Annotated in this window: 5 protein-coding genes; 3 read left to right on the forward strand and 2 right to left on the reverse strand. The window is 39.9% G+C overall.

Going from position 1 to position 4,319, the window contains the following annotated elements:
- Positions 1–174: 174 nt before the first annotated feature.
- Positions 175–360, reverse strand: coding sequence for a hypothetical protein (locus tag V7149_RS04905; RefSeq protein ID WP_335344534.1), 186 nt, complete (start codon positions 358–360; stop codon positions 175–177).
- 248 nt (positions 361–608) lie between these two features.
- On the opposite strand from V7149_RS04905, the gene V7149_RS04910 reads away from it, so the two are divergent.
- A complete protein-coding gene (locus tag V7149_RS04910) occupies positions 609–827 on the forward strand; it encodes a DUF1659 domain-containing protein (RefSeq protein WP_066296963.1) in 219 nt (72 codons plus the stop codon).
- 57 nt (positions 828–884) lie between these two features.
- Positions 885–1,103, forward strand: coding sequence for a DUF2922 domain-containing protein (locus V7149_RS04915; RefSeq protein WP_335344535.1), 219 nt, complete (start codon positions 885–887; stop codon positions 1,101–1,103).
- Between the two features lie 132 nt (positions 1,104–1,235).
- Here V7149_RS04915 and V7149_RS04920 read toward each other — a convergent pair whose 3' ends face one another.
- Positions 1,236–3,158, reverse strand: coding sequence for a methyl-accepting chemotaxis protein (locus V7149_RS04920; protein ID WP_438824083.1), 1,923 nt, complete (start codon positions 3,156–3,158; stop codon positions 1,236–1,238).
- 843 nt (positions 3,159–4,001) lie between these two features.
- On the opposite strand from V7149_RS04920, the gene V7149_RS04925 reads away from it, so the two are divergent.
- On the forward strand, positions 4,002–4,319 hold a 318-nt coding region (locus V7149_RS04925), incomplete at its 3' end, for a LysM peptidoglycan-binding domain-containing protein (RefSeq protein WP_335344537.1).

Raw genomic sequence — 4,319 nt, forward strand, 5'->3', positions numbered from 1 at the left:
TACTCAACATAGCATTGGCCGATCTAAATTAGCTTAATACTTATTACCAAACGAGTGATCTTTTACGATCTCTCGTTTTTTTGTTATGGAAACCGCCTCTTCAAAAGAACATCGATCCCCAAAAAATAAAAGCCCATTTATAGGCTTTTATAAAATAATTTTCTATTAATCTTCCTATCGTTTTGAAATCTTTTTGTATCCTTTTCTACTAGTCTTTACAAAGCCTATGATTTGAATGATTTCATCTCCGAAAGGCATAGGGTCGGGTAAAAAAAAGTTAATGCCTAACAAAATTATTTTTCCGGGCAGCGGTAAAAACCATGTTAAAAAAGCTAATACTAAGATTAGTATGTGTAGCATGTACTAACCTCCTACAATATATTTGATTATCATTCATATGAGAAATTTCACATAGGAATATACTATCATATTTTTTTAGAATATGTTTTTTTACGGAACAGGAAAATGCGCAACATTTAAAGTTCCCTGGTACATCACTTTTCTCCACCAGGCTTCCCTTTTATAAAAAATATTTTTCCATAAATGATCCCACCCCTGTCCTTTCCTCCCTCCCCCTTATATATAAAGAGTGAGAGGAGGTGATCAACATGGCAGAGGCATTAATGATTGAGACACGGCTTCGTCTAACGTTCGAAACGGGATTAAATGAGAAGGGCGAACCGATTTTCAAGTCGCGCACTTTTGGAAATGTGAAAAAGATGGCGACAGCTGATCAGCTTTTTCAGGCAGCAACGGCAATCGCATCACTTAGCAAGGACTCCCTATCTACCATTGTCAAAAATGACAGCTTTGACATTCTTGGCTAAGCAGAGGCTCTGGAGCTAGATTCACACATTTAATAAAGCGAAAGGAGGAAAAGACCCATGGCAAAATCATTAGAATTAACATTTGTAACGGATTCAGGCAAGCTATCAAGACTTTCCATCGATAACCCGAAGGAGCCTGTTGATCCAGCTGCTGTTAAACTAGCAATGGAGCAAATCATCGCTGCGGATGTGTTCCAAACGATGAACGGCACTCTTGCTTCGGCAAAAGAAGCAAGAGTCATTGAGCGCAACGTCACCGCCTATGAATTAGTCTAGTTACGCACAATCTTTAACCCCAATAAATGAGGCCGGTTCTGCTCCTATGCAGACCGGCCTCTTTGTGTTTGGAAAAAAACCTACAGGGTACGCGCTCAAAAACCGACCAGTACACCCCATAGACCATTTCACTTATATTTTAAACTGCTTAATTATTTCCTGAAGTTCCTCTGCCATATAAGATAGCGAAGAGGCAGAAGCTGCGATTTCCTGCATGGAGGCTAATTGTTCCTCGGTTGCAGCTGAAACATTTTGGCTGTCTGCTGTTGTTTTGACAGCAATTTCTTCGATTCCGTGTACAACGCCAACTACCTGTTCAGTGCCCGCTGAAGTCTCTTTTATTGAGACAGAAATCGTTTGAATTTCAGCGCTTACGTGATCGATAAATTGCTTGATTTCATGGAAGGCCTCTCCTGCACTTTGGGCAAGATCCATTCCTTTTTCGATTTCGGTTGTTCCTTTTTCCATCGATTCGACTGCTTGGTTCGTGTCAATTTGAATGGAGGAGATGAGTTGTCTGATGGTTTCAGTTGATCTAGACGATTGCTCCGCTAATTTACGCACCTCATCCGCAACCACGGCAAAGCCTTTTCCATTTTCCCCCGCCCTTGCCGCTTCAATGGCGGCATTTAATGCGAGAAGATTCGTTTGGTCGGCAATCCCCGAGATCACATCAATGATTTGATTAATATCGATTGATCTTTTTCTTAAATCCTCAATGACCACGCTAAGCCTGCTAATCGTTTTGTGAATATTGGTCATTTGTTCAGATGTTAGTTGAATCGCTTGATTTCCGTTGTTGACAATGCTTACAGCGTCCATGGATGTATCGCGGACGGCCTGAGAATGGCTCAGCATTCTTTCCATTTCCCCAGACATCGCCGTTACAATATGATGGCTTTCCTCAACCATCTTGGATTGGCGTTCTGTTCCGGAAGCAACCTCCTGAATCGCATCGACAATTTGCTCCGTTGCGGTATTATTTTGTTCCGAGCTTGCCAACAGCTGCTCTGATGAGGCGGCTAGCATTTCAGATTTCGCATCAATATTTCGGATCAGCTCGCGGAGAGCCCCCACCATTTTATTAAAGCTAATGCCTAAATGGCTGATTTCATCATTATTTTTAACATCGAAGGTTTGAGTTAGATCGCCCTCGCTGACTTTTCCAGTTGCTTCAACTAGCTGGTTCAAAGGTCTCGTTATCGACCGGATCACAAAATAAGAAAGCACGGCTCCAATCACGATAAAAAGTACAACGATTAATAGAGTCATCATGAGAATCGGTTTCGTATCCTGACTCACCTCATCTAAGTCCATAACACCAGCAATTTTCATCCCCGTTATTTCATTCGTTGTAAAATCAATCTGGTTATTACTATCATTGACCTGTCCATCCTTCTTTTCTAATAAAGACTGAACCCAGCTGCCTTCTGCCTTTTCGCCTGCTGCAATTTTTGGATGAACGAGATAATTTCCTTCAGCACTTATAAGGATCGGATATCCGTTTTTTCCAATCTTAATTCCATCTGTTAACTTGTTTAATGCTTCAAGGCTAAGGTCCATCCCAAATACCCCTGAACCATCCTCAAGCGTGTGAGCAATAGTCACGATCACCCCACCCGTAAAAGCATCAATATATGGCTCTGTAATAAACGTTTCATTGCTCTTCGCCTTAGAACCAATGTACCAAGGACGCTTTCTAGGATCATACCCATCAGGCAAATCCTGTTCTGGATAAGAGAAAAAATCACCGTTCTCTTCTAAACCTATATAAACAACCATCGCTTCCGGATGCAGTACTTGATATTCCTTCAATTGCTCGATCGTTTTTTGGACCTGTTTCTCTGAAAAAGACCCTTTATTAAAGCTTCCAGCAAAATAAGACGCCGCATTTCCCTTAGGCTCAATAAAGCTAGTAATAAACTTATCAATGACTAAAACATTTTCCCTCGAACTAATCTGGATTTTTTCCTTAATATTGCTTTGCGCATTTAAGTAGGAAGAGAGACCGATCGTTACAGATGGCACTAACAATATCAAAATAAATGATAGCATTAGTTTTTTCCTAATCGTCAATGCAAAAATGGGTTTTCTCTTTGGCTTGGTTTTCACGGTGATGGAGGCCTTCCTTTCATTTTCAACTTTTCTCCGCTTTAATAGTAAAAAGCTACCCTGTTAAAAGTAGCCAAAAGGGACTCTTATTCACATTTCGAATCATGGCGATGATAGAAAATAGATTGCAAGATTTATCTGCCGGTGCGCCCAATGCTATTAGACCAATAGCACTTAATCCCCCCATTAAATTGAAATTATGTAAGCCCTTTCATTCAAATTATAACCGTGTATTCCCCAATTTTCAACAAGATTCGGCATATTCATAAAATTGATTTTTCCTTGTTCCTGGTTATAAAAAATAGATATAAGGTTGGAGCTATTACATAGTAGAAGAGGAGAGAGGCCGGGGGAATTTACCGTATTGCGACATTTATTAACTAGTTAAGGGACAAGGATTGGGTGATTCTTCTGTTTTATTGTTATAGAGCCTTCTTAACTACATCGGCCGGCATTTTCTCTTCACGAAGAGCGTTATAAAGCCCTCTTAACTACCTTCCACTGCTTTTTTTCTTAACGAAGGGCGTTATAGACCCCTCTTAACTACCTTCCACTGCATTTTTCCTACACGAAGGGCGTTATAAAGTCCTCTTAACTACCTTCGACCGTATTTTGCCTTCACGAAGAGCGTTATAACCTATTAACCTCCATATTCACCTACTCTATTAACACCTGAATATTACAGACCAAATCTACTTTGTAATAAAAATAGTTTTATTCTGAAACATTCCTGTTATCTTCCTTTGCTAATATACTCCTTAAGAAGAAAGAAAAGGAGAATCTCTCATGAAAAAACTTCTAATCACAATAACAACTGTATTTTTTCTACTAGTTGGATTTTCGAATGCTGCGTCTGCTGCTGAACATACATATAAAGTAAAAAATGGAGATACTCTTTGGTCCATTTCTAAAAAGAATCAAATTACCGTACAGCAATTAAAATCATGGAATAATCTTAAATCAGATATGATTAAGCCTAACCAGGTGTTAAAGATGGCGACTCCAGCAGCTGCACAGGCAAAACCGCCCGCTCCCGCAGTGAAAGCTGCGAGCTATAAAGAAATTACCGTTAAAGCAACTGCCTATACAGCTAGCTGCAAAAAC

It is taken from the genome of Bacillus sp. JJ1503 (genome assembly GCF_036965125.1).
Lineage (GTDB): Bacteria > Bacillota > Bacilli > Bacillales > Cytobacillaceae > Cytobacillus.